Below are 23,713 nucleotides of genomic sequence, written 5' to 3'. Positions count from 1 at the left end.
CTTATGAGGTACTGTCTAGATGAAACATCTAATCCAAGATAGAATGGCAATAATTAATGCTGTATTTTCTATAATTATATTCATTTTTTTAGGAGGATTATTGGGTTGCTCCTCAAAACAAAGTAAAGTTGAGGATACTACCTGCTATACAGCAGTGGAAACACAGATCGATGCTACCCTCAGTACAGCAATAAATGATGATGGTTTACCTATCGAACCTTCAACAGTTTTCAACACTGACTCTAAAGCCATACTCTTTACGTTCTGGGTAGGAGAATTCCCAATAAGGTGCTGCGAAGAAGTCGTAATATCTGTTGTCTGGATATTTGAAACCAAAATAATAGATGAATGGCAATCTGTATATCCGGGAACACCTGTTCCTTTTTCGATATCACTAAAAAAACCTCAGAATAGTTTCCGACCTGGCAATTATCAAGTCATAATTTATGCAGATTTAATCGAAAAAGCTAAAATAGATTTTATTATAATATAATACAGAGGTAAATAATTATGATGATTGAGAATCCAAACCACTTGTCCCGAGAATACAACCTATTTTATAAAATTAAAATGAGCGCACTTTTATAAATACTATGAGATTTTACACACTAAATCACTCGACTCCAATAAACCCTAGCCACTGTTCAGACCTCAGTCAACTCCCTCGACTCAACAAACATTAGCAAAGAGATTTCAGTGTATTTTGTCAGATGCTTACTTATGATGCAGATCTTGATCGCCACTGTAAGACATTTAGATTGGAGTAGACCGAGAAACAAATGTTCAAAGAGGTGCTTAATAATGTAGCAGCAATGGCATAATTTAACCCATACCGGACAAAAAGATGATTTGCCACTCTACAAGGCTGAAAGCCTGACTTTGTTTTCGGAAGTATATTAACCATAACTTCCGATTTTAGCCATATTTTAATTTCAAAAAGACCTTAACTTTTCGGCATCTTAGAAATCTGACGTCTACAATTTCCAAATAATACGAATGTAAATTTGTTATAATAAACATAAACTTAACTACCCCTGGAGATACGAAATAAAACTTTTCAACTTTGCAAGGAGGAGGTCAGGGGTTCGAATCCCCTCAGCTCCACCAAAGGTATCAATATGGTTTAATCTAGATGTGGCATACCCGTTAAGAAAACCGCAAGTGTAATGAATACAGGGCAGTAACTACGCAGTTGCTGCCCTGTATTTTGTTTTATCAGACCACCAAATTTACGTCAGGGTGCCATGAACATGAAGTAGCCGTTATTCTCGGCATTGTTCATCATATCCAGTACATCCTTGGCAATGAGCAGCTCATTCTGAGTCCAGGTGCTCATTCCAGCATCTACTGCCGCCAGTACCTGTGCTACAGTAAGACTGGATGCCCCAAAAAGGGCCTCCGCACCGGCAAATTTACTCAGATACACTGTTGCACCCGGCCTCATAGCCGCATCAAGTGTACCGCAGGTTTCTGAATCACCATCGGTAGCACCTATGTATGACTCAACACTCAGCCAGGCAGCCAAAAGCTGCTTTTGCACCAAAATGCGAGCCTTATCTTGAGTCATTTTACCTTTTTGGTCAGCTGACAATAACAGGATATTTATCTGCTCTGCGGTTAAGGTGCTGAAATAGGCGGAATCCGCGTTTACTCGGTTAACAATATCCGTAATACAACCGATTGACCAGTGGTTATCCCAGTTTCCCCAATAGCCGATAGTACGCGGCTGCCACTGGAAAATAGTCACCGTCCAATCATCGGTATCCCTGTCAGTTGCACCAGTGGCATCAGTACCGATTGCAGTAGCTATATTGGTAAAGAATAATTCCGTAATACCTTCACAAACAATCAGGTCTGAACCGATGAATGTCCATATTTCACCCGGTTCCAGATACCCGTTGCCGTTAGTATCACCGCCGGTAAATAACAACCCGGCAATTTGGTCATCGGTCAGATCAACATCCAGCGAACAGTTGCCGATATTTGTCAGGGTATAGGTATAATCGGCATCCAGTTGCTCAAAATAACCTGCATTAGCCGGTCCGGTCTTATCCACCTCTATATTCGGCGTATGCAGTATAGGAACACTAAAGGTATCTTCGTCAGTAACTTTAGTGGTATCCCAATATCCCTCAGCCGTTGCGGTATTATCTACCGGCCCGGCAGTAAACCATGGTACCAGATAGCTGCCGGTAAATATCCATATCTCGGTCAAGTCCAGCAGGCCATCAGTATTTTCATCACCGCTCTGGTAGGTAACAGGAGAGACCAGATTATCAACTACAGCCACAGATGAAAGCGGCACATTGCCGGTATTGGTAACAGTATAGGTATAATCTATGGTTGTGTTTTCAGTAGCGGAAACGGGTAAACCCGCTTTCTCTACCTGGATACCCGGGTCGGCTACAAATTCTTCATAGCCCACATCTAGTTTAAAGATTAATGCTCCCGGATTATATTGATAATATGGGCTAAGTCTGAGGGCAGGAGACGGGCTGTTGCCGTCGTCTGACCAGAAATATTCATTTGCCGCCAGAATTGTAATGGTATTTTCACCAGTTACCAGCATGGTATCCGGCACCGCAATATGCCCTACCGCCTGCCACCCGGTTGTAGCCACATAGGATTCATGCAGGTTAGTCAGCTCCCATCCAGCTACTTTGGCAGTAGACGAGCGTGCCAGAAAAACGCCGTTAATAAATACTTCCCAGCAGTTGTCTGCCGCTATATGCAAAGTACCTGCCTGGGGTGTGCCGTCAAGGGTAAAGTGCTGCTCAAATACCACTACCCGTCCATTGGTATAAGCGGCGGCATCATACAGAGGGTTGCTGACATCATAACTGCTTGGGCCTTCAGCTCTCTGGGTTTCCCATATCCAGTCAGCCCCGGGATTGGTAGATTGAAAATACAGGCCGGTCCCGGTATCCCATACTGAACCCAAAATATCAGGCGGTTCGGTCACATAGCCGGTAGGATATGGTTTAGGTTCCTGAGCAAGCACAGCACTGAGAGGTGAAGTGCTTAGGTCAACGTATACCGATCCCCCTCCGGCTTTATTGTATACGCCTACTATTTCAGTTGAAGTGCCGCTACTTATAGAGACATTCACTATTGCCGCACTGACGGGTACAGCGGAAAACAACCCCAAGCTTACCAGAATTGAAAGTGAAAGCAATATCGATAGTGCTCTTCTCATAATATGCTCTCCCTCCTTTAAATTGCTGTCCAGATACTCCCTGCAACCTCACTCATCCACTACACCTCCTTTTGGAATCCGCAAAATTCCCAAAAAATAAAACCGACCCCTAAAGGGCCGGTTTCACTATTAGCTCCCCGCTATCCGAGTGAACCAAATATGGGTAGCGGCTCAACGCTTCCCTTAATTTTGCTTACTCCACTACCATTATTGGCCTGTAATAGATGCAAAGTCAATATAACTAATACTATATTTTAATTACTATACTTTATCACTGTTATATCCTGCCAAATCTTTGCCCATAGCCCTTGTTAATGATTTAACCGGATACCATAAACACTTATAATACCCGGGTTGGTATAGTACAGCTTAGGTATAAAAGCAGTTAACTGCATAAGCAGAATCTTCAGGGCAAATTCAAACAGAATACCTGCTGGCACAAACCAAATATTTTGCCGTTTTATTATCTTTTGTGTACTTGTTAATACATATCGCCGAGTTTATAATGTTTACAATAAAAATATAAAGGCGAAAAACATGTACTGTTCCAACTGCGGCAAACAAGTAGATGAAAGCGTATCCTTTTGCCCTGCCTGCGGCAACCATATCCACACCGGTAAAATGACCGCAGCGGAATACCCTGAACGCAAATCTCGAATTGCAGCCGGTTTGCTGGGGGTGTTTCTGGGAAGCATCGGCGTACACAGATTCTATCTGGGTTTCGTGGGTATAGGTATAGCCCAAATCATTGTCAGCATTGTTACCTTGGGTATAGGCTCTATCTGGGGCTTTATTGAAGGTATTCTTATACTTACCGGTTCATTTGAGAAGGATGCCAAGGGTATACCCCTGAGAGATTGATACATACACAAATTTTACGACTATATAACAAACCGAATTAATTTACCACATACGGTATAGCCGCTCTTTATACAGAAAGGAAGTGCCATGCCCAAGATATGACCGATGGAATTAATAATAATTATCATGCTCATAGCGATCTCCGCAACCCTTATATAGGTGCTGATAAAATTATTTAACAAGCTGGATAAAAAACATGCTAGAAATCAGCCGCTGGGTATAACTGAAATAAACAAAGGGGTTCAGTATTGCACCCGGTGCGGACAGAAACTGGCAGCAGATGCCGAGTTTTGCCCGGTTTGCGGTACAAAGAAACTGTGCAATCCTGAAAAACCCTAAGAGGGTTGGAATTATGGTCAGGCTGATTTTGGGTATATTGCTGGGGTTCTGGGGATTGCCCCTGCTTGTTTTTTCAGCCCAAAACCTCATCAACTGTCTGAATGAGAACGAGTCAAAAGCAGCCTTGATGTTTTTCTTTGCCACCGGACTTCCATCTCTGATTATGCTTTTAGGGTCATTTCTGCTTATAAGAAACTACACTAAAAACCCGACAAAACCTGCTCCTTTAGCGAAATCCTGTTCCCCGCATACAGGTTTGTCAAGTACAAACGGGCGGTACTGTACCAAATGCGGTAGTGAGTTGGCAGCAGAGGCAGTATTCTGCCCGAACTGCGGGCAGAAAATATCTGTCGGATAAGCTGTCTCTGCCGTTATATATTCACAAGCATTACCCATTTTACCTAGTGCGGTGTGAACCCGCCTCACACCCCTATCAAACGGATATACTTGAGAATCAATCACTCACTCCGCCAAAAGTTAAGTCCGGCCTTTGGTGTATAATAAGCTAAACCTGAACTACCCCGGATGACAAATATTAGAGAGGCTTCTTTAAAAATGCCCCAGACAACAACCTTGATTATTGGCGGAGGTGCTGCCGGCATGACAGCCGCCATCAGTAAAGCCCGCCGTGGTGAACCGGTAATTATCCTTGAAAAAACTGCCCAGCTAGGCAAAAAAATACTTGCCAGCGGCAATGGACGCTGCAATCTGCTTAACGAACAGCTGGATTCCAGCTTTTATAACCCCGAAGCCAGACCTTTGGTAAATTCCGTTTTCAGCCGCTTCGGGCGGAACGAGATACTAAATTTCTTTTCTGAACTGGGGCTTCACTATTATTCACAGGACGGCCGCATCTTTCCGTTTACCAACCAGGCTGCTTCGGTACTGAAAGTACTGGAAATGGAAATACAGCGTCTGGGGGTAAAAGTGGAGTACGGCTTTGACTGCCTGTCTATCCGCAAAACTCAAAACGGGTTCAGCCTGCAAGCGGCAGATGGCAGACAGCAGACAGGGCCAAGCCTTATCCTGACCGGGGGAGGCTGCACCTACCCGTCTTTCGGTTCAGATGGAAGCGGCTATAAACTGGCAGCTTCACTGGGACATCATATTATCAAACCTGTACCCAGTACCGTACCCTTGGTAGTCAAAGACCCCTTCTGCCACCTGCTTCAGGGACAACGCATAATTGCTCGCGCTCAAAGCCGTATCAGAGGTAAAGCGGGCACTCCGGTTGACGGTGAATTGCTCTTTACCAAATACGGCCTGTCAGGCAGCCTGATACTGGACATAAGCCAGGAGATTTCACTGGCCATAAACCGCATGGATATAAAAGATGTCTCCATTGAAACAGACCTGATACCCTTCATGAAACAAAAACAGCTGGAAACAGAGCTTTTAAACCGCCAAAAAACAGGGCAAAGCCCGGAGGAAATGCTGACCGGCATACTTCCCAACAAGCTCTGCTTGGCGTTTAAACAGCTGTTTGAAAAAAACAATCCCGCCAAAGCCGCTGCCAAACTAAAAAACTGGCGGTTTGAGGTTTCTGGTACCCGCGGCTGGAATGAGGCCGAATTTACTGCCGGCGGCATAGACACCGGGGAGATAGACCCTCAAACACTGGAATCAAAACTGGTTAAAGGGCTGTATCTGGCGGGTGAGGTACTGGACGTAAACGGGGTACGCGGCGGCTATAATCTGGGCTGGGCCTGGGCTTCAGGCTACATAGCCGGTTTAAATTAAAAATCTATTGACTTATTTATTACCCGCATTTATCATTATGTCCTATATAGTCATACAGTTTACTATAAGGGTAAACGGGAAAGGCAGAAACAGATGAAATCCGGCAAATTTTTGGCTACCCTACTCAGCCTGCTCATGCTGTTCTCACTGGCTTTGGGCGGCTGTTCAAGCGCTACTGATGACACTGACTCACCAGACACCAATAACAATAATCCCCCTGCATCTGAAACCCCCACCACCCCTACCGGCTCACAGCTGATTGCTTCCATACTGGCAGCTTCTCCCAATATAACCAGCTTTGATATGACCAGCATGATTGACATGACTATGCAGGTCTCCGGTATGAATATCAAAACAGTTATGACCGCAAATGGCAAAGAAGACCTTGGCAACAAGAGAGCTTACCTAACAAGCAGCGTAATTATGTCCGGGGATTTGGCAAGCACTATGGAATTGGAGACCTATATGATTGGCAGTCTCCAGTATTTCAGGATTACCAATAGTGACCAGGACACCGGCATGCAGCTTAATACCTGGTATAAAATGCTGATAGATGCCCAGATGCAAAGCCAAACTTGGGATTCCCAATCCCAGCAAAATGACTATCTGTTCTCCAAATCAACCATTACCATAGACGGGTCTGAAACAATAAACGGAGTAAGCTGCTGGAAAGTGACCATCACCCCTGACCTGGAAGAACTGATACAATATCTGAATGAACAGCAAGCTGTAGATGACCCGTCAAGCATAACCAACCCCGCTGACAACCTGAAAAATATCAAAATGACTGCCTGGGTTGCCAAAGATACTTCATTTGTAATAAAGATGAATATGACCATGGATATAATCACAGAAGCCCAGACTATGTCTCTTGTTATGTCTACTACTATTACTAATATTAACCAGCCGGTCACTATTACCCTGCCACCTGATGCGGTTAACGCCATTCAGTTAGGCTAAATTTTCTGAAACCTTTCGGCAGGTAAAACCAAGGGGGAGGCTTTAAAACCTTCCCCTATTTTTGTGTCAGAAAATGCCTCCTTTGGCGGCGGGGGTTTCTTACTGTATAATGGCGATTGTACAAAACTAAGATGCTAAATATCCAAAATCTTTCCAAATCCTTCGGGGTACGCAGCCTTTACACCGGCGTAAACCTGAATATAGGTGCAAGAGACCGTCTGGCTCTGCTTGGGCCAAACGGCAGCGGCAAGACCACCCTTTTTGAAATGATTGCCGGCAGGCTGGAAGCGGACGAAGGTAAAATTATCCTCCGCCGCGGCACTACGGTGGGTTATCTGGAACAGGATATCAAGCCCAGCTCCAAACAGCCCCTTCTTAAAGCTGTCTCCAGTGCCTCTGACCGCCTTAGCTCACTTTCACACAAAATTTCCCTGCTTCAGGGGGAACTGGCCGAGGAAAAAGACGGCTCTGAAAATAACCGCCTGATGAACGAGCTGGGGGAGCTTCAGCACTCATTTGAGGCTCTGGGTGGTTATAATGCCGAACAGGAAGCCAAGCTGATACTGGCCGGGCTGGGTTTCAAACCGGTAGATTTTGACCGCCCCCTGCATGAGTTTTCCGGCGGCTGGCTGATGCGGGCTGAACTGGCCAAACTCCTTTTCCTCAGCCCGGATATACTCATACTGGACGAACCTACCAATCACCTTGACTTAGAGTCCACCCGCTGGTTTGAAAGCTATCTCAAACAGTATAGCGGCTCGGTGCTCTTTACCAGCCATGACCGGGCATTTTTAAACTCCATCGCTACCAAGATACTGTCACTGGAAGACCAAAAAGCCCGCCTTTATTCCGGTAATTATGACAGCTACCTGCGGGAACGCGAACTCCGCCTGAACCAGCTGGAAAGCCAGGCCCGCCGCCAGCAGGAACTTATTGATAAAGAAACCAAGTTTATAGAGCGCTTCCGTTACAAAGCCACCAAAGCCAGCCAAGTGCAAAGCCGTATAAAAAAGCTGGATAAGCTGTCTGCGGTAGCTATCCCCCGCCAGACCAAAAAAATACACTTTAATTTCCCAGAACCCGAACGCAGCGGGCATGATGTTATAAAACTAAGAAACCTCACCAAGTCTTACGGTGACCTGGTTATCTACCAGGGGCTGGAACTGGTGCTTGCCCGGGGTGACAAGGCCGCTCTGGTAGGCCCTAACGGTGCCGGCAAAACCACCCTCCTTAAGATACTGGCCGGGGTTATGCCGTTTGATTCGGGTTACCGTAATCTGGGAGCAAACGTAAATACCGCCTATTTTGCCCAGTATTATGTAGAGTCGCTAAGCCCTGCCAATAACCTGATAGAGGAGTTGGAAACTATTTTACCGGATGCCCCCGAACAGCAGCTGCGGGGTATGCTAGGGGCATTTCTCTTCAGCGGGGATGATGTAAAAAAGAGGATATCGGTGCTGTCCGGGGGTGAAAAAACCCGCTTGGCCATTGCCAAAATGCTGCTTAAGCCCGCCAATCTGGTACTAATGGACGAACCAACCAATCATCTGGACATACCCGCCCGCGAAATACTGGCAGACGCCCTTCAGGCATACAAAGGCACTCTGTGTTTTATCACCCATGACCGCACCCTTATCCGCGAAGTAGCTAACAAGATTATTGAAGTACGTAACGGCAAAATCAGGGTTTTTGAAGGCGATTATGATGCCTATCTGGAATTTGCCGCCGCCAACCCTTTTGAAGGGGAAGTGTCTAAAAACCCTGCACCGGTTATTTCTCACCGCCCCTCCCCCGTTCCGGCCACACTTTCCCAGAAACAGCGCAAAACTCTGGAAGGGCAGATAAGAAACCAGCATTATAAAGAAACCGGGGCTTTGAAGAAGGAAATATCCGACACAGAGGCTGAAATAACAAATCTGGAACAACGCAAACAGGAACTGGAAATCCTGCTTGCCGACCCTGATTTATACCGCAGCGGCCAAAAAGCGGCCGATGCATCAGCGGAATATAAAAACTGCAAGGAGCAGCTGGTCACTCTGGGTGATAAATGGCTAAGGCTCTGCCAGCAGAATGATACCCTCAAACAGAAACTGGAAGATGCCCTGAAGGCACTGGATAATTAGGCTAAGATAGCCAGTATAACCGCCGCCAGATGAAACGCCCAGCCCAAGAGTATAAGGGCATGGAATATCTCATGGAAGCCGAATACTCCCGGCACCGGGTTTGGTTTTTTAATACCGTAAATAACCGCCCCTATGCTGTAGGCCAAACCGCCGGCAGCAATCAGCCAGAACACCAGAGGCGGCATATTCAGCCAGAACTCTCTTAAAGGGAAAACCGCCATCCAGCCCATACCCAGATAGGTTACCGGTGAGAGCCAGCGGGGGGCATTCAAGAAAAATACCTTCTGGAAGACACCTATAAGCACAAAAGCCCAGGTGGCAATAAGCATACCCAGCCGCCAGCCCCCGTCCAGATAGATATAAGCCATGGGGGTATAAGTACCGGCTATCATTATAAATATGGCTATATGGTCAAGCTTGCGCCAGACATTTATTTCATTTTCCTGTTTTTTCAGGGCGTGGTAAATAGTACTGAAAGAAAACAGGCTGATAACAGCCAGCGCATAAATGACTGAGACCGCCATGATATCCCAGTTCCCCCAGCTAAGTATGACCAGCACTATCAGTGCCAGCACACCCCCCACCGCCCCTGCCAGATGAGAAAATGAAGAAAAGCGCTCCGCCTTGCGTATATTTATATCGGTCCTCCTGAAAGAAACTACAATTATAAACCTTTGGGCTGGAATGGTCTACGGGCATTTTTATCCTATGCTATCCTTTTTAACCCCTGTGCGTTTTAATACTTGCAGACAAAACAAGGAGCTACAAGCATGAAAACCAAACTTGCGCTTTCGCTGCTGGCCGTAGTCAGTTTATTCACCTTTACCGCCTGTGCGGGCGGTGTTTCGGCTGAAGAACTGAAATCTGACAAAGACCGGATCTTAAGTCCGAATGTCAGCCAGCAAAGTTTAAACACCCAAGTCCAAGCCAATAATGATTTAGCCTTTAAACTGTACCGCTACCTGAAAGGCACCGTGGAAGGCAACTTCTTTTACTCCCCGTTCAGCATTTCCATTGCTCTGGCCATGACCTATGCCGGGGCAGATACCGCCACCAAAACCGAGATGCAAAACACCCTTAATTACCTGCTGCCGGATGCTGATTTGCATGCCTTTTTTAACTTTATTGACCAGGAACTGAATAAAAGAGAGGCTCAGGCCAAGGAAGCAGATGAAGGCACTTTTGAACTCAAGCTGGTAAATGCCATCTGGGGGCAGAAAGACTACACCTTCCTGTCAGATTTTCTGGATACACTGGCCCAGAATTACGGGGCAGGTCTTAGGGTGCTGGACTTTGCCGCTAATTCCGAAGAAGCCCGCAAGGTCATAAATGACTGGGTATCAGACGCAACCAAAGACAAAATCAAAGACCTTATCCCGGCTGATGGCATAGATGCAACCACCCGTCTGGTGCTGACCAATGCTATCTACTTTAATGCCGCCTGGGCAGCACCCTTTGATGAAGAAAATACTCAAAGCGGCCTTTTCTACCTGCAAAACGGTACCAGCGTAAATGTGCAGATGCTGCGCCAGATTGAAAACCACGGCTATTACAGCGGAGATGATTTTCAGGCTGTAGAGCTGGCTTATGCCGGAAACGGGCTCTCAATGGTAATTATCCTGCCGGATGAAGGCAAATTTGCCCAGGTGGAAGATGCCCTTTCCGGACAGATGCTGGCAAAGATACTTTCTTCTATCCAGTCCAACCAGATAAACCTGTCCCTGCCCAAGTTCAGCTTTGAATCAAAGTTTACCCTTAAAGACGCTTTGTCTTCCCTGGGTATGCCCACTGCCTTTGGCAGCCAGGCAGATTTCTCCAAGATGGACGGCGGATATAACCTTATGATAGGTGATGTATTCCACAAGTCATTTATATCTGTAAGCGAAGACGGCACTGAAGCGGCCGCGGCAACAGCCGTAAGCATGAACCTGACTTCCGCCCCGACCGAGCTTGTTACCCTGTCTATTGACCGGGCTTTTATCTTCTGTATAGTAGATATGGCTACCGGCACTACCCTCTTTACCGGACGGGTAATAGACCCCACCGCCTGAAATAATACACGTCTGTAAGAAAAAGAGCGGACATCTTTCAGAGGTGTCCGCTTTCTTTTATAATGCCACAAAAATCCGGCTTATTTAGTCTGTTTCTTCAGGCATTTGTACCAGATATTCATGCTTTTCAGGCCGCCGTTTATCTGGGTATTATTCTTAAGCCGGCCGGCAAACTCATACCCCTGTCTGGCAAAGCTTATATTCATACCGTAAGACTCTGCCACCGCAGACGTATAGCTTACCCTGAAACCTTTTTGTTTCATTTCGGTTTCCATAGTATGCAGCAAGATACCCGCCAGCTTGCGGCGGCGGTAATCCGGCAGAGTAGCAAAATCTGTCAGTTCCACATGGCCTTCCAGCGGATATTGCTCAGCCGAAGCCAGCGCCGCCAGTTTCTGCCCGTGCCAGATACCATAATAGGTTATACTCTCGGTCATGGTGCGGCTGATATATTCCGGTTCGTAAATGGGAAACGGATATGAGGCAAATACAGTGGAAAACACCTCGGCCATGGCTGCAGTATCGTCAGCAGTGCATTTACGAAGGGTGTATCCCTTAGGCAGTTTAAACGAAAGTGCCTTACCGGCTTTGGAATGGGCCACCTTCAGCACATCTTCCAGCAATTCGGCATTTTCCTCTGTTTTCCTGCCCTTATCTATAAATTTGCCCATAAAATAACCGGCTTTAGTCCCGCCGTAAAAACAGGGAATAACCGCTTCGGTTTCAAAACCGTCTGCCTCAAACAGGGTTTTAACATCACCGGGTACTTTGGCAAACAGCTTGGTATAGCCGTTTTCAGCGGCCAGTGATTGCATTTCAGGCAGCAGGGTAGCGGTTTCCTCGGCAGCCAGCCTCATCAGATAAATACGGTCACTGTTTTTGCCGTGCTGAATCAGAGACGTACCCAGAGTGACTATCTGGTCATAGCCGCTCTTGCGGCGGTTCATCCGGTCACACTCGGTGGGAACTAAATAATCTGTATCCTCGTGATTAGACAGCAAACGGGCAATGCCCACCAGTGACCCTTCGGCCGCACCGTTTAAATCAAGCTCAAGGTTACAGGCCGAACAGTCCTGACCGCACTTGGGCGGGTGATAATCTTCCGGCTGGTAATAGGCGGTTATAATCCCTTCGTAATTACGCAATATAACCTTGCTGGAAGACTGGGATATCAGGTAATTCGGCATAATGGGTATCTTGCCGCCGCCGTTGGGGGCATCTATTACATATGTAGGCACAGCGAAACCACTGGTGTGCCCGATAAGATTTTCAATAATCTCTATCCCCTTGCCTATGGAAGTGCGGAAATGGGAAAGCCCCTGCGCCGGGTCACACTGATACAGGTAATAAGGCCTCACCCTGTTTTCCACCAGCTTGTGCACCAGAGCCTTCATAACCCGCGGGCAGTCATTTACTTTGGCCAGAAGGACGGTCTGATTACCCAGCGGGATACCGGCATCCGCCAACAGGCGAAGCGCCCGGATAGAGGTAGCAGTAATCTCTCTGGGGTGGTTGAAGTGGGTATTTACCCAGACAGGGTGGTATTTTTTAATAATTTTTACCAGATGGGGGGTAATCCGCTGGGGCAGTACCACCGGCACCCGCGTGCCAATGCGTATTACCTGAACATGGGGTATGGCCTTCAGCTCAGACAGCAGCCACTCAAGCATACTGTCTGAAAGCAGCAGGGGGTCACCCCCGGATAGCAGCACATCCCGCACCTGGCGGGTATTTTTAATATATTCCAAACCCTTTACCAGGTCATCACGGGACAGGGTCTTGTCAACATCCCCCACTTTACGTTTGCGGGTACAGTGGCGGCAGTACATGGCACAGCGGTTTGAGACATGAAACAGCACCCTGTCAGGATAGCGGTGGGTAATGCTGGGGGTGGGGCTATCCACATCTTCAGCCAAAGGGTCTTCTTTATCATGGCAGCTGAAATTAAGCTCGGCGGCACTGGGTACAGACTGAATAAAAACCGGGTCATTTTCAAAATTTTTAGTGTCAATCAGGGAAAAGTAATACGGGGTAATACTCATGGGGAAATTGCGGATAGTATCTTCCAGACTGCGGCGTTTCTCAGCTGAAAATTTTACCCCCAGCAGTTTTTCAACGGTGGCCAAGTCCTTAATAGTATGGGAAACATGCCATTTCCAGTTCCCCCACTCTTCCTCACTGTAGTCAGAGCCTATCTTGTGGGCCATCAGGCGGTAATCATGCTCCGGCAAAGAGGTCTGAGGCATCTTTTCTTCAATATGTGTTAAAACCATGTTAATCCTTCCTTTGTGCGGGATACACCCCAACCCAAAAGCTGAATTAAGAAAACACGGCTGGACAAGCTGACAGCTTGAATAAAGAGGTTTGAAACTACGCTAAGACTAGCACATACCCGGAATGACACAAAACAACTGAGAAGGAAACAACCGGAAGATTAAAAACAGCGGAAAGGGCCGGGGATAAAACCCGTTATAAAACGGGTCACCAAGACTATATTTAAGTATATTTTCTCACTTTGGAATGACAAATACCTCCTCGTGTCCTTGATATCAAGTGTATTGTACCCCTATTATACCCCCGCAGTCAAGCTACAGAGGTATAATAGAGAGATACTGATTTGTTTTAAGTAAATACAGCTTATTTTTTGACCATAACTTGCCATAAATTGCTGTAGTTTAGTTTAGTTACTTCTAAATGCTTATATTTAGTTCTGCCCGAAAGCCCGCCCCTAAAGTTTAAGCTTTATAAGTGCTTCCTCAGCGGCTACCGGCACAGCAGACCGTGGGGAATTGCTCTCCAAAGCACTTATAACCCCGGAAAGATTGCTCTTAAGCTCCTTATCCCTCAGCCCTGTAAGCACATGGTGAGCTTCTTCCCTTAGGAAAGGGGAACGGGCATCTGACAAACTAAGCGCCCGCAGAAGCGGCTTTACCCCCTCTTTACCTATCTTTATCAGACCCAAAGATGCCAGCCAACGTATATCAGATACTTCATGGGAGAGAAGCTTTACCAAAGCCCCGGCAGAAGAGGCATCCCCGATACGGCTAAGGGCCTTAACACTTTCCCACAACGCTTCACCCTTATTCTCATCCAGCTTTGCTACCAGATACGGCACGCTTGCTTTACCCAAATCTTCGAGTGCCAGACGGGCGGACTGGCGTACCAGCCCATTCGGATCTTTTAAAAGCTCTAGCTGCTGCGCAATAAACTTGGTATCTGTCATCTGCTTTATCCTCCTTTTTTGAGTCTAATCCAAAACAGGCATAAGGTCTATTAGTAACGATACGTAATAACACCCGCAGAAAAATATTGACACAAATAAAAGTACAGGCTATTCTGAAGCCAAGTGGCAAAGAAACTGAAAGGTAAACACCATGCCCCGACCATATAAATGCCGCCGCATAAGTGAAATACCCAAAGTAGCTTATTACAAACCTGCCGGCATACCTCTGAGTATGCTTGAGGAAAACCAGCTGTCCACTGAAGAAGCTGAGGCCCTGCGGCTGAAAGACCTGCTGGGACTTGAACAGACCGAGGCTGCCCAGCAGATGAATATTTCCAGGCCCACTTTCCAGCGGATGCTCTACTCCGCCAGATACAAAGTAGCCGACGCCCTGCTAAATGGCAAGGCACTACGGATAGAGGGAGGGGTTTTTGAGATAGATGCCCGCCCCTGCTGTCAGAGGCAAACACCCACTTGCCAGCCAGACCCGCCGAAAGAACCCTAAAAATGGGATATGCTGTTTAGTTCGGCGATTTCGGCTGTGGTCAGCTTTATATCCAAAGCCTTCAGGTTTTCCCGTGCCTGCACCGGAGTACTGGCCCCGGCTAAAGCGAAAACAGTGTCACCCTGCCCGTAAATTACCCATGCCAAAGCCGCCTGAGCTATATCCGCATGGTATCTGACAGCTATTTCCGAAAGCTTGGCTATAACCGGCATACTCTTTTCCAACCCGCGGCGGATAGCTTTGCGGCGGATAAAAGGCACCTGCTCCAAATACTCCGGATTGCGCTGGTATTTACCGGAGAGAATGCCCATACCCAGCGGAGAATAAGCAATCAGACTGATACCCAGTTCGCGGGCGGTCTCTAGCACCCCGTTTGTCTCAATCTGCCGGTCCAGCAGATTATACTTGACCTGATTTGAAGCCAGTGACAGCCCGTGTTTGTTTAAACGTTTCTGGGCAATACGCATCTGAGAAGCATTAAAGTTGCTGACGCCTATAGCCCGTATCCGGCCTTCTTTATACAAAGCGGCCATGTTATCCATCTGGGTATCAATGGAGGCAAAAAGCCCCGGGAAATGCACCTGATACAAATCTACCTTATACGGGCTTAGAAAACCCTCACGTATGGGCAAAAGGGTCTTCAAAGAAGAGGCCGAGCGCATGGTAGGCTGCCATTTGGTAGCTATAAAACATTCCCCCGGCCGGATACCCGCCTGCTTCAAAGCTTCGGCCAGAGACTCTTCGCTTTGCCCCATACCGTAAGCTTCAGCGGTATCAAACCAGTTTATGCCGCCGGTAAGTGAATTAAGCACAATCTCATTTACTTTAGTTTGGTTTAGCATACCCCAGACACCGATAGCCGCCCCCTTGCCGCGGGAAAACTGCCAGCCACCCAAACCTATGGGGCTGAGCCCTATGCCTGTTTTGCCAAGTTCACGATAAGACCACTTTTTATCTAAAATATCGTTCATATATCCGGCCGCTCCCGATAATTTTTTTACTGCAGAAAATACACCTAAATGTTAGCTTTCAACATTACTAAAGGCAAGCCTCACAATCCATTTCTAGACACCTTAGTATCATCTAGAGGGGAAACACCCGCTAACACCCGCATAAAGACGCTATTCCGGTAATCTGCCCGGCCACGAGGGGCATAAACAGTCCGGGCCGCAAAAACCTTATGCAATTTTTGGTATTAAACGAAAACATCACTCGAGCTATTCAATTTGGCAGACAAACCAGCTCATTCTGGCGGATAAAACTCTGCATAAGGGGATTTAAAAACGGGTTTTTCAGCTGGCTCTCATAAGCACTCATGGCTGCTATTTTTTGCTCCAATTGGGCTTCAGAAAGGTCAAAGCGAAGCCAATTCTGGTCTTCATTTACCAGTGTAAGCGGCGGCAGCAGATACAAGTTCTGGTTAAAAATCCGCGGCTGAGGGAATAATATCCGGTAATGCACCAGATATTCATACCTCTGTATACCGGGAATAGTTTTAAGATACTGACCGACTGCTCTGCTTACAGCCGCATGGTCAGCATGGGCATCCTTGTGGTGGGGATAAAACACGATATCCGGCTGAAAACTGTTTATCAAATTCCCAAATGAAGCAGCCAGACTGTTAAGCGATAATGAATTCAAACTGCCATCTTTAAAACCCAGAAACACCAGATTATCTTCGCTAACCCCCAAAAGATGGCAGGCGTGTTCAAATTCCGCATAGCGGGTCTCCCGAGGAGTATATTTGCTGCCGTCAGTAACCAGTACAATTTCTACCTCCGCACCAGCCTGACAAGCACTGGCAATATATCCGCCCAGCGCAATAGTCTCATCATCCGGGTGGGGGGAAAATACAAGTATCCGTTCTCCCGCCTGTGGTAACGGCAGACAGTCAAGGAGTTTGATATATTGCTGACCAAGTACTTCCGGCACAGCCCAGAAGAAAAAGGATACCCCGGCCAGACAGATAACTATCAGGCTAAAAAGCAGGCCTATCCTGTTCTTTTTAATGGGGTCCATCTGTATCAGTTTAGAAAATATATCCGCCAAGTACAAGTGGCAATATCCGTCACCCTGCCGAATGCCTTGATAAACTAATTAGACAACTTATAGCCTTTTGGCATTTTTTTTGCTATTATATGTCTTGTAGTCTGTCTATTGTCATTAGTTTGGAGACTTTGTGGCATATATTTTTAACAAAACCCACCCTCATAGCATTACCTTTACCCCGACCGGGCTGGTTAATAACCTTTATTTCCGGCCATAGCCTCAGGGCATTTTCAACAGTCCGGTCAGTAGATTTACCGTCTACCAAAATAACCTCGCTAATACCGGGGACACGCCGCAAGCGGGGCAAAACACAGCAAATATTATGCTCTTCGTTAAGGGTGGGTATAATTACCGAAACGGCTGCTTCACCCGCAGCATCTGCCAGTATCCAATCTACTGCGGCAGTAAAATCACCAGCCAGAAAAGAGGGGCGGCTGTCAGGAGTAACATCTGATTTAAAATAATCTGTTTCTGGGGGGGCATAAGGCACCAGCACTGCTTTACAGCCTGTTCGGTTTGCTGCCTGCATATCTATCAGCCGGTCACCTATAAAATATGAGAGATTGTTATTGATGCCATGTTTTTCAATTGCCCTTTCAATAAGACCTGTTGACGGTTTACGGCAGGTGCAACCCTCTGAAGGATGATGAGGGCAATAAAAAATATCATCCAGATGAGCACCGAAACAATCCAATTCTTCTCTTAACTTGTTATGAATTTCGCCTAAAGTCTCTTCAGAAAAATAACCTCTGGCAACCCCGGACTGGTTTGTAATCAAAATGACCAGATAGCCCTGGTCATTTAATCTTTTAATAGCTTTACCCGCCCCGTTCAGCAAACGTATTTTTCTGGGGGAATTGCAATACGGCACATCCTCTACAATTGTGCCGTCCCGGTCAATAAATACAGCCTTTTGGTTCATTTATACCCTGTTTTTCGCTTATTGTCACTATGATAAGCCCGTATCTTGCCATTTGTCAATAGTTTTTGCCATATTATTACACATTGTCATGGTCATTTGGCATATTTGGCAATCCGTAGCCACCTCAGCTGCTATATAAAAATGTTTTGACGAACAGGCGGGAGTAGCTTACACTAGATTTCGGATATTCCAGAGCATAATATGATAAAAATCTGTCTGATAGGTGATTTCAAGGTTTGCCCTGACCGCAGTATATATAAAATGGCGGCCCAGCTGGCTGATTTTCTTTCCAAAGAAAAGGATATATCGCTTCTACTCTGCCACAAGGAACACTTTACCCGCCCCAGAAGCCTGAACCGCATCCGCCGTTTCCAGCCGGATATAATTCACCTGCTGGGTAAACCGGATTCGGCTGAACTTTTCCGCCTGCAACTGGCCAAACTGTCCGCTCCGCGAGCTAAAACAGTCATTTCCGCCCAACAGCCAGCCAAGACCCGTACCGTAAAAAACATGCTTCCGTATATAAAACCGGATCTGGCAATCTGCTTATCCCAAAAATGTGCCGCTTTTTTCAAAGAGTCCGGAATAGAGACTGTCATTTTACCGAACGGGGTGGATATGACTGTTTTTCAGCCGGTTTCACCTGAAATCAAAGCTGAGCTTCGCCGCCAGTATTGCCTGCCCCAAAACAAACTGCTTCTGCTTCACGTAGGGCCGATACGGTCAGGGCGGGGAGTGGACCTGCTAAGACGTATGCAAAACCCGGATACACAGGTAATAATGGCCGTTTCAAATCCGGGTATTTTTAACCGCACCCTGCTGGAAAATCTGAGAAAAAGCAGCTGCATGATTCTGACCAGTTTCCGCCCCAATATTGCTGACTGGTACGCTCTGGCAGACTGTTACATATACCCCATGCTCTTGGAAGAAGATACCAACCACCAGATTTTTTCCAGCGAAATGCCTCTTTCAGTACTGGAAGCTATGTCCTCCAATCTGCCGGTTATAACTACCCCATTCGGTGCTCTGCCTGAAGTATTCACTGAAGGAGAGGGATTGTACTATGCAAAAGATGATTTTGAATTTCTAAAAGCTTTTCAGGCTCATATAAAAAACCCGCCGCCTAATACCCGGCCCAAGGTATCCGCCTGCAATTGGCCTCTGGTAATAACCAGCCTCAAAGAGATATATGCAAAGCTTTTGGCCTGAGCAAAAACCGCTTTAGTCCGTACTGAAGACAAGTTTAAGAGGCTGGGAGAATACCGGGGTGTCACCCGAATAAAGCCAAATTTCCAGTAACTGGTTATCACCCGGTTCAATCGGGGCAAAATAGAGCTCAAGTGAATTAACAACACTCGCAGGCACGTCTATAAAACCGTCAAATTCTGTGCCATCGCCAAAGGAAAACTTGTGCAGATGGCCGTTAAGTAGAGCTTCCACCCTATAAACTATGTCAAACTGGCCGCTATTGGAGATGACCAGCTTCAGGCAGGCAGAAACAGCCTCTACCGCAGGCCGGTTGCCATACTGCACTTCAGTCACCTGCCCGTTATCCAGAAAAAACATACTTGGAAAGTTTTCGGCAGTATCATCTATACCCAGCATATAAAACTGAGTAAACTCCGCCGGCGAATAAACTTGTACCAGTTGTTTTACGGCAAATCCGCCCACTCCCAGCAGGCAAACTGCCAGAAGCATATTCAAGAAAACCTGGGAGGTATTTCCGGAGACCTGTTTTTTAGTGTCAGGAGGGATTAGTATCAGACCGGGTCTTTCGTCAGGCGGCAAACGTTGCCTTCTGCCAATGGCCGCAAGACAAAATATAAGGCTTAAACTGCAAAGAGTACACAGAACACTCTCCTGCCCCAGCCCAACCGTATAGTTTAAAACCAGCCCTGCCAGCATGGAGACTGATAGACTGAGTGCCAGACTAACCATAAGCCGTGAGGAGCGGCTGAGGCTAAGCTTAGAGGGGTACAGGACTGATGCCAGGGCATAACCCGGCACTATCAGGACCAGCGGCAGGCCAAATAACAGCCGCAAAGGCAGTACCCAGCCACCGTTAAAGGCCAGCACCCCTAACCCTATAAACAGTATCAGCAGATAAAAATCATAACGGCGTAAAAAATTCATCCCAAAAGACCAGCCTCATATACTCACTGCCAGACACTATGATAGCCCAAGTGGCACTCTCAGGCAAGCCTTATGGACTTTTGGGTTTTAATGTATAAACAGCTCAAACCGCTCTTTGCCAGCCCTGCAAATGGGGCATTCGTCCGGTGCTTCGTCACGCCCGCACAAGTAACCGCATACCCGGCAACGCCAGACAGGGTAAGTCAGCCCGAAAGATGTTTCGACAGATTTTGCCTTCGGCGCAGGATTGGGCAGATGGCGGCGTTCAGGTACAGGCTGAGGCTGTTTTTCCCCCTTTGCAATCCGGCTGTTTACATACAGGGCACAGTAGCAGCTGCCGAATTCACTTAAGTCTGCATCACGGTAATCACACGGACAAAGAATATCCCTATCCGCCTCTTTGTCGCCTTCTGCCAGACGGCAGGGACAAGAAGGATAACCATAACGCCTGCGGTTAGCAAGCAAACCTTCCGCAAGCATCTTTACAAAATCACCGTTTGGGTTAAGGTGGTAACCAGAAGCCTCAGCCTCACGCTTGAGACGTGCCTGCAAAACTACTGCATCTTCAGCCGGTTTAGGTATTTTCGGGCTCATGCTTTCAGCACCTCCCTTATTTCAGCCTCTTTATAACCTATAATCACTTTGTTTCCCCGGATAACCATAGTAGGAAATGAACTGGACGGATTAAGTGCGGCCAAAGCTTTTAAGGCTTTTGCCCGTTCATCTCCCGTAAGCAAATCCACATATTCAAATTCATAAGCTACCCCCAGTTCAGCCAGAAGCTGGCGGGTTAAACGGCACCAGCCGCAAGTGCTTAGAGCATAGAGCTTAATCTCCCCGGCGTTCCTACCCGTTATCTTTTCCATATATGGCAAAGCCCTCCCTTTCATACTGATACTGCGATTATAATAAAAACCGGCCGCTCAAAGCGGCGGCTATCCCTTTGGCGGTGAGTCATTATGTCTGGATAAGAATATATTACTACTAGATTAAATGAAGTAAAACAGAGTTGCAAAGGGTCAAGTAACTATAACTATGTATTTATCTAAGCGGATTTGCCTTCAAAGCAGTAAAACCCGCCCGGTTCTCCTTCGGACAGATGATACATTGCATACACTTCACAGCTGCCGCAGATACAGGGTTTAGTGCGGTTAACCCCTTTGCAGAGGGATTTTCCGCTGACGCAATACGCCTTGGGGATTTTTTGAGGGTTTAGAGGAATTTCATTGAGGCTGCTTTTCAGTACTGACATCTGGTCACGAACGCATTCACTCTGGTTCTGTACGGGGCACTTGTGGCAGACGCACTTGTTTATAGTATCCTGATTAAAAGGCATTTGTATGCTCATTACGTTCCTCCCGGCAGCACTGGGGACAATATGTGCGGAAAATTTCCGTCTCAGAAACCCCATGGAAATGGCACCGGATATTTATTATGCGTTTTATCAGTTTACGGCGATATTAGTAAGTGTACGTATTTATTACAAAAGTATTTAGGCATTTTGCTGCCTGAAAAGGCCATCAACGGACTCGCGGAAATATGTATATACTTTTAAGACAAGAGACGCTAAGTGACTTAAAAAATAAAACCTAGTGCTGCGGGTTTTGGCGGTACCATTTCAAGGCCTTTGCTTCCAGGTCCTTTACAAACCCGGACTTACCGCCAATATAAGCATCTATATCCAGAGGAAACTTTTCCGCCAGACTTGTTTTAAGGGAAGAATATTCCGCTGCTGCCTCCGGATGCACGCGCAGATAATCACGGAAAGCAAGATGCCTTTTTATATCAGGGGAAGATATCCCGAATATATGCACCTGGGCAAGCCGCATTTCGGCAGTACCTCTAACCAGAAAACGCCTGCCCGGAATGCCGTATTCGCCGAAATACAGATATCCTGCCTGCTCAAAGGTTTTCTGAAGCAGGTCCACTGCTAAAATATCCCTGACCACCGGCATAATATCAATAATGGGTTTGGCACTAAGCCCGGGTATGGCTGTTGAACCTATATGATGTATCTCAAGCAAATTATCGGAGAGCAGCTTTCTTAACCTTTCGGCTTCGGCTTCATACTGCGTTATCCAACGTGGGTTGTATTTCTCTACTATCACCCGTCTGACCATTTATACTCAAGCCCCCGCCGCTGATTCACCTGCCAGATAGCCGGTGGAAAAAGCCGCCTGAAGGTTATAACCGCCGGTATCCGCATCTATATCCATAACCTCCCCGCAGAAATAAAGCCCACTTATCAGTTTAGACTCCATAGTCCGCGGATTTATCTCCTTCAGGTCTACCCCGCCGGCAGTCACCACCGCCGCACTCAGGGGCAACGTGGAAGTAATATTGAACCGCAGGCATTTCAGGTTTGCCAAGATAACTTCGCGTTCAGCCGCCGTTATCTGGCCGCCGCATTTGAACGGGTCTATGCCAGTCAGGTCTACAAACGGCCTTATCATCTTCTGGGGCAAAAGCTCTGAGAGCAGGTTTTGAAAACTGCGTTTGCCGAAAGTATCAAAGTCCCGCTGGAGGCGAAGACGCAGTTTATCCAGCGACAGTGCCGGTTTCAAATCTATGGCCACACTCACCGCCCCTTGCTCCAGTGCCTCGGCAACCGGCAGCCCCATCAGCATGGTCAAAGGCCCGCCCAGCCCGAAGTGGGTAATCATAAGCTCACCCATGCGGCTTTCAATCACCGCTTTGGGCGGTTTTTTGCCAGCAATACCCCGCCCCCAGTCCTGCAGGGTCAGATCCGCAGGTATTTTATCCGCTTCACAGCGGTAGGCCGTCAGGCGGATATTTTTCAGGGCCACCCCCTGCATGCTCTTTGCCAAATCTATCTCTTTCACCACCAGAGGCACCAGAGCCGGACGTAGTTTCACAATAGTATGCCCCAGCGCTTCCGCCAAACGGAAACCGTCTCCCGAAGAGCCGGTACCGGGATAGGATGCACCCCCGGTGGCAATCACCGCCGCATCCGCCCTGAAGGTCTCCTTTTCAGTTTTGACCCCCACTACCCGCCCCTCGCTCACCAGTATCTGGCTGACCTTTTGCCCGCTTACCAAGGCCGCGCCTGAAGCATATTCAGTTAAGGCTGCCACCACATCATGAGCTTTATCCGAAACAGGGAAAAGCCGCCCGCCCCGTTCGGTTTTGGTTTCCACCCCATAACGTGCCAGCAAATCTACCAGCTCCTGACGGAAAAAACGGCTGAAGGCGCTGTATAAAAACCGCCCGTTAGGACCGAAAGCGGTGATAAATTCGGCAATATCCCGGCTGTTGGAAATATTGCACCTGCCCTGCCCCGAAATAAGCATTTTCTTGCCCGGCTGTTCGGTCTTTTCCAGCAGGATTACTTTGCCGCCGCACTCAGCCGCCCGGCCTGCCGCCATAAGCCCGCCCGCCCCCGCACCTATTACCACAATCTCTTTAGCTGTCATTAAAAAACCACCGGCCACTTACGGCCAGCCTTTCTATTTATATATAGCACATTTTCAGGTCTGCTTCATTTTACCCAATTCCTGCCCAATATAGAAATAGCCCCGAAAAGCCGCCCCAAACTTGAAAGCACCGGCAGTACGGGGTAATATAATCTGATATTTCAGATAGGAAAACAG

At 47.2% G+C, this 23,713-nt stretch carries 23 protein-coding genes and 1 riboswitch; of the genes, 10 read left to right on the top strand and 13 right to left on the bottom strand.

Features of this window, described 5'->3' with window-relative positions:
* The first annotated feature begins 19 nt into the window (after positions 1-19).
* Positions 20-493 carry a hypothetical protein gene (locus tag ASJ33_RS01785; protein ID WP_148311290.1) on the top strand — a complete coding sequence of 158 codons (474 nt, stop codon included), beginning with the start codon at positions 20-22 and terminating at the stop codon, positions 491-493.
* A gap of 741 nt (positions 494-1,234) precedes the next feature.
* On the opposite strand, the gene ASJ33_RS01780 is transcribed toward ASJ33_RS01785, so the two are convergent.
* The gene (locus ASJ33_RS01780; RefSeq protein WP_023651878.1) at positions 1,235-3,196 is read right to left on the bottom strand and encodes a DUF7507 domain-containing protein; all 1,962 of its coding nucleotides are present in this window, start codon (positions 3,194-3,196) and stop codon (positions 1,235-1,237) included.
* A 106-nt stretch (positions 3,197-3,302) separates the two neighbouring features.
* Positions 3,303-3,387, bottom strand: a riboswitch (cyclic di-GMP riboswitch).
* 346 nt (positions 3,388-3,733) lie between these two features.
* Here ASJ33_RS01780 and ASJ33_RS01775 point away from each other — a divergent pair.
* The 6 genes from ASJ33_RS01775 (at position 3,734) to ASJ33_RS01750 (ending at position 9,219) form a co-directional block, all read left to right on the top strand.
* Complete coding sequence (locus tag ASJ33_RS01775; protein ID WP_023651876.1) at positions 3,734-4,057, top strand: zinc-ribbon domain and TM2 domain-containing protein; 324 nt, start codon at positions 3,734-3,736, stop codon at positions 4,055-4,057.
* 159 nt (positions 4,058-4,216) lie between these two features.
* The gene (locus ASJ33_RS01770) at positions 4,217-4,396 is read left to right on the top strand and encodes a zinc-ribbon domain-containing protein (protein WP_023651874.1); all 180 of its coding nucleotides are present in this window, start codon (positions 4,217-4,219) and stop codon (positions 4,394-4,396) included.
* Positions 4,338-4,754, top strand: coding sequence for a zinc ribbon domain-containing protein (locus tag ASJ33_RS08615; RefSeq protein ID WP_335582862.1), 417 nt, complete (start codon positions 4,338-4,340; stop codon positions 4,752-4,754). The genes ASJ33_RS01770 and ASJ33_RS08615 overlap by 59 nt, the downstream gene beginning before the upstream one ends.
* 197 nt (positions 4,755-4,951) lie before the next feature.
* Positions 4,952-6,136, top strand: a complete 1,185-nt coding sequence (locus tag ASJ33_RS01760) for an NAD(P)/FAD-dependent oxidoreductase (protein ID WP_041330562.1) — start codon at positions 4,952-4,954, stop codon at positions 6,134-6,136.
* A 93-nt stretch (positions 6,137-6,229) separates the two neighbouring features.
* A complete protein-coding gene (locus tag ASJ33_RS01755) occupies positions 6,230-7,096 on the top strand; it encodes a DUF6612 family protein (RefSeq protein WP_023651870.1) in 867 nt (288 codons plus the stop codon).
* A gap of 131 nt (positions 7,097-7,227) precedes the next feature.
* Complete coding sequence (locus ASJ33_RS01750) at positions 7,228-9,219, top strand: ABC-F family ATP-binding cassette domain-containing protein (protein ID WP_023651869.1); 1,992 nt, start codon at positions 7,228-7,230, stop codon at positions 9,217-9,219.
* Here ASJ33_RS01750 and trhA read toward each other — a convergent pair.
* Entirely contained in the window at positions 9,216-9,794 is a 579-nt protein-coding gene (gene trhA, locus ASJ33_RS01745) for a PAQR family membrane homeostasis protein TrhA (RefSeq protein ID WP_236886619.1), read from the bottom strand. The genes ASJ33_RS01750 and trhA overlap by 4 nt on opposite strands.
* Before the next feature lie 195 nt (positions 9,795-9,989).
* Here trhA and ASJ33_RS01740 point away from each other — a divergent pair, with 195 nt between their 5' ends.
* Entirely contained in the window at positions 9,990-11,270 is a 1,281-nt protein-coding gene (locus ASJ33_RS01740) for a serpin family protein (RefSeq protein ID WP_041330560.1), read from the top strand.
* An 80-nt stretch (positions 11,271-11,350) separates the two neighbouring features.
* On the opposite strand, the gene ablA is transcribed toward ASJ33_RS01740, so the two are convergent.
* Together ablA and ASJ33_RS01730 are read right to left on the bottom strand one after the other, a co-directional pair.
* A complete protein-coding gene (ablA, locus tag ASJ33_RS01735) occupies positions 11,351-13,543 on the bottom strand; it encodes a lysine 2,3-aminomutase (RefSeq protein ID WP_023651866.1) in 2,193 nt (730 codons plus the stop codon).
* 455 nt (positions 13,544-13,998) lie between these two features.
* Positions 13,999-14,493 carry a HEAT repeat domain-containing protein gene (locus tag ASJ33_RS01730; RefSeq protein ID WP_023651865.1) on the bottom strand — a complete coding sequence of 165 codons (495 nt, stop codon included), beginning with the start codon at positions 14,491-14,493 and terminating at the stop codon, positions 13,999-14,001.
* 151 nt (positions 14,494-14,644) lie between these two features.
* Here ASJ33_RS01730 and ASJ33_RS01725 point away from each other — a divergent pair, with 151 nt between their 5' ends.
* Positions 14,645-14,998, top strand: coding sequence for a DUF134 domain-containing protein (locus tag ASJ33_RS01725; protein WP_023651864.1), 354 nt, complete (start codon positions 14,645-14,647; stop codon positions 14,996-14,998).
* Here ASJ33_RS01725 and ASJ33_RS01720 read toward each other — a convergent pair.
* The 3 genes from ASJ33_RS01720 to ASJ33_RS01710 all read right to left on the bottom strand — a co-directional run bounded on the left by ASJ33_RS01720 (position 14,995) and on the right by ASJ33_RS01710 (position 17,969).
* A complete protein-coding gene (locus ASJ33_RS01720) occupies positions 14,995-15,969 on the bottom strand; it encodes an aldo/keto reductase (protein WP_023651863.1) in 975 nt (324 codons plus the stop codon). The genes ASJ33_RS01725 and ASJ33_RS01720 overlap by 4 nt on opposite strands.
* 250 nt (positions 15,970-16,219) lie before the next feature.
* Positions 16,220-17,047: a PIG-L deacetylase family protein gene (locus ASJ33_RS01715; RefSeq protein ID WP_236886618.1), complete on the bottom strand. Its 828-nt coding sequence runs from the start codon at positions 17,045-17,047 to the stop codon at positions 16,220-16,222.
* A gap of 85 nt (positions 17,048-17,132) precedes the next feature.
* Complete coding sequence (locus ASJ33_RS01710) at positions 17,133-17,969, bottom strand: HAD-IIIA family hydrolase (RefSeq protein ID WP_236886617.1); 837 nt, start codon at positions 17,967-17,969, stop codon at positions 17,133-17,135.
* Positions 17,970-18,170: 201 nt separating this feature from the next.
* Between ASJ33_RS01710 and ASJ33_RS01705 the strand changes: the two genes are divergently transcribed.
* The gene (locus ASJ33_RS01705; RefSeq protein ID WP_023651861.1) at positions 18,171-19,178 is read left to right on the top strand and encodes a glycosyltransferase family 4 protein; all 1,008 of its coding nucleotides are present in this window, start codon (positions 18,171-18,173) and stop codon (positions 19,176-19,178) included.
* A gap of 12 nt (positions 19,179-19,190) precedes the next feature.
* Here the strand turns inward: ASJ33_RS01705 and ASJ33_RS01700 are convergent, their stop codons facing one another.
* The 6 genes from ASJ33_RS01700 to ASJ33_RS01675 all read right to left on the bottom strand — a co-directional run bounded on the left by ASJ33_RS01700 (position 19,191) and on the right by ASJ33_RS01675 (position 23,536).
* Positions 19,191-20,102 carry a DUF1616 domain-containing protein gene (locus ASJ33_RS01700; protein ID WP_023651860.1) on the bottom strand — a complete coding sequence of 304 codons (912 nt, stop codon included), beginning with the start codon at positions 20,100-20,102 and terminating at the stop codon, positions 19,191-19,193.
* Positions 20,103-20,189: 87 nt separating this feature from the next.
* On the bottom strand, positions 20,190-20,696 hold the full coding sequence (locus ASJ33_RS01695; RefSeq protein ID WP_041330555.1) for a ferredoxin-thioredoxin reductase catalytic domain-containing protein: 507 nt from the start codon (positions 20,694-20,696) through the stop codon (positions 20,190-20,192).
* A complete protein-coding gene (locus ASJ33_RS01690) occupies positions 20,693-20,968 on the bottom strand; it encodes a glutaredoxin family protein (protein WP_012881533.1) in 276 nt (91 codons plus the stop codon). The genes ASJ33_RS01695 and ASJ33_RS01690 overlap by 4 nt, the downstream gene beginning before the upstream one ends.
* A gap of 179 nt (positions 20,969-21,147) precedes the next feature.
* Positions 21,148-21,450 carry a DUF2769 domain-containing protein gene (locus ASJ33_RS01685; RefSeq protein WP_012881532.1) on the bottom strand — a complete coding sequence of 101 codons (303 nt, stop codon included), beginning with the start codon at positions 21,448-21,450 and terminating at the stop codon, positions 21,148-21,150.
* Between the two features lie 241 nt (positions 21,451-21,691).
* Positions 21,692-22,222 (bottom strand): GrpB family protein, encoded by a 531-nt coding sequence (locus ASJ33_RS01680; protein ID WP_023651858.1) that lies wholly within the window; start codon positions 22,220-22,222, stop codon positions 21,692-21,694.
* A gap of 6 nt (positions 22,223-22,228) precedes the next feature.
* Positions 22,229-23,536 (bottom strand): NAD(P)/FAD-dependent oxidoreductase, encoded by a 1,308-nt coding sequence (locus ASJ33_RS01675; protein WP_023651857.1) that lies wholly within the window; start codon positions 23,534-23,536, stop codon positions 22,229-22,231.
* Positions 23,537-23,713 lie beyond the last annotated feature (177 nt).

Origin of the sequence: Dehalococcoides mccartyi (genome assembly GCF_001889305.1) — a bacterium.
GTDB classification, from domain to species: Bacteria; Chloroflexota; Dehalococcoidia; order Dehalococcoidales; family Dehalococcoidaceae; genus Dehalococcoides; species Dehalococcoides mccartyi_A.
The sequence above is the reverse complement of the archived record's forward strand: the minus strand, read 5'-3'. Positions and strand labels throughout refer to the sequence as shown.

Excerpts from the sequence above, each read along its gene's own strand:
- ASJ33_RS01785 (WP_148311290.1), top strand. The coding sequence starts at position 20 with ATGAAACATCTAATCCAAGATAGAATGGCAATAATTAATGCTGTATTT.
- ASJ33_RS01780 (WP_023651878.1), bottom strand. The coding sequence starts at position 3,196 with ATGAGAAGAGCACTATCGATATTGCTTTCACTTTCAATTCTGGTAAGC.
- ASJ33_RS01775 (WP_023651876.1), top strand. The coding sequence starts at position 3,734 with ATGTACTGTTCCAACTGCGGCAAACAAGTAGATGAAAGCGTATCCTTT.
- ASJ33_RS08615 (WP_335582862.1), top strand. The coding sequence starts at position 4,338 with ATGCCGAGTTTTGCCCGGTTTGCGGTACAAAGAAACTGTGCAATCCTG.
- ASJ33_RS01760 (WP_041330562.1), top strand. The coding sequence starts at position 4,952 with ATGCCCCAGACAACAACCTTGATTATTGGCGGAGGTGCTGCCGGCATG.
- ASJ33_RS01755 (WP_023651870.1), top strand. The coding sequence starts at position 6,230 with ATGAAATCCGGCAAATTTTTGGCTACCCTACTCAGCCTGCTCATGCTG.
- ASJ33_RS01750 (WP_023651869.1), top strand. The coding sequence starts at position 7,228 with ATGCTAAATATCCAAAATCTTTCCAAATCCTTCGGGGTACGCAGCCTT.
- ASJ33_RS01740 (WP_041330560.1), top strand. The coding sequence starts at position 9,990 with ATGAAAACCAAACTTGCGCTTTCGCTGCTGGCCGTAGTCAGTTTATTC.
- ablA (WP_023651866.1), bottom strand. The coding sequence starts at position 13,543 with ATGGTTTTAACACATATTGAAGAAAAGATGCCTCAGACCTCTTTGCCG.
- ASJ33_RS01730 (WP_023651865.1), bottom strand. The coding sequence starts at position 14,493 with ATGACAGATACCAAGTTTATTGCGCAGCAGCTAGAGCTTTTAAAAGAT.
- ASJ33_RS01725 (WP_023651864.1), top strand. The coding sequence starts at position 14,645 with ATGCCCCGACCATATAAATGCCGCCGCATAAGTGAAATACCCAAAGTA.
- ASJ33_RS01720 (WP_023651863.1), bottom strand. The coding sequence starts at position 15,969 with ATGAACGATATTTTAGATAAAAAGTGGTCTTATCGTGAACTTGGCAAA.
- ASJ33_RS01710 (WP_236886617.1), bottom strand. The coding sequence starts at position 17,969 with ATGAACCAAAAGGCTGTATTTATTGACCGGGACGGCACAATTGTAGAG.
- ASJ33_RS01705 (WP_023651861.1), top strand. The coding sequence starts at position 18,171 with ATGATAAAAATCTGTCTGATAGGTGATTTCAAGGTTTGCCCTGACCGC.
- ASJ33_RS01700 (WP_023651860.1), bottom strand. The coding sequence starts at position 20,102 with ATGAATTTTTTACGCCGTTATGATTTTTATCTGCTGATACTGTTTATA.
- ASJ33_RS01695 (WP_041330555.1), bottom strand. The coding sequence starts at position 20,696 with ATGAGCCCGAAAATACCTAAACCGGCTGAAGATGCAGTAGTTTTGCAG.
- ASJ33_RS01690 (WP_012881533.1), bottom strand. The coding sequence starts at position 20,968 with ATGGAAAAGATAACGGGTAGGAACGCCGGGGAGATTAAGCTCTATGCT.
- ASJ33_RS01685 (WP_012881532.1), bottom strand. The coding sequence starts at position 21,450 with ATGAGCATACAAATGCCTTTTAATCAGGATACTATAAACAAGTGCGTC.
- ASJ33_RS01680 (WP_023651858.1), bottom strand. The coding sequence starts at position 22,222 with ATGGTCAGACGGGTGATAGTAGAGAAATACAACCCACGTTGGATAACG.
- ASJ33_RS01675 (WP_023651857.1), bottom strand. The coding sequence starts at position 23,536 with ATGACAGCTAAAGAGATTGTGGTAATAGGTGCGGGGGCGGGCGGGCTT.